General features: G+C 52.3%; 1 pseudogene. It reads right to left on the minus strand.

Going from position 1 to position 373, the window contains the following annotated elements:
* A pseudogene (locus tag KE671_RS22680) lies at window positions 1–373 on the minus strand (IS21 family transposase); the annotation flags it as partial.

Here is a 373-nt window from a genome sequence, read left to right on the forward strand (position 1 = left end):
CTGCGTTAAGGTCGCTTCGGCATAGGTGTAATTCGATGCGCCCAATACGGCTACGAAGACCTGGGCAAAGCGAATTTCACCGGTACTGGCACAGACAATCGGGACGGTTTGCCCGGCATAATCAACAAACAGCATGTCACCGGCAATATGGACTTGTCGCATTGAGCGGCGCTGCTTGTTCTGCCACTCGCCATACAGGTGACAATACTGCGGGTAACTGTAACTGCGATTGGGGTACTGCTGGGTATATTCTTCCCAGAGTAGATGTTTGGTGACACCTTCTTTACGCAGTTCTTTATGCACGGTCGTCCACTCTGGCAATTCCAGCCTGGTGGATACGCGGGCATCGGCTTTAGGATAAATCAGCTTGGCC

Origin of the sequence: Citrobacter amalonaticus, assembly GCF_018252635.1 — a bacterium.
In the GTDB taxonomy this organism is placed as follows: Bacteria; Pseudomonadota; Gammaproteobacteria; order Enterobacterales; family Enterobacteriaceae; genus Citrobacter_A; species Citrobacter_A amalonaticus_E.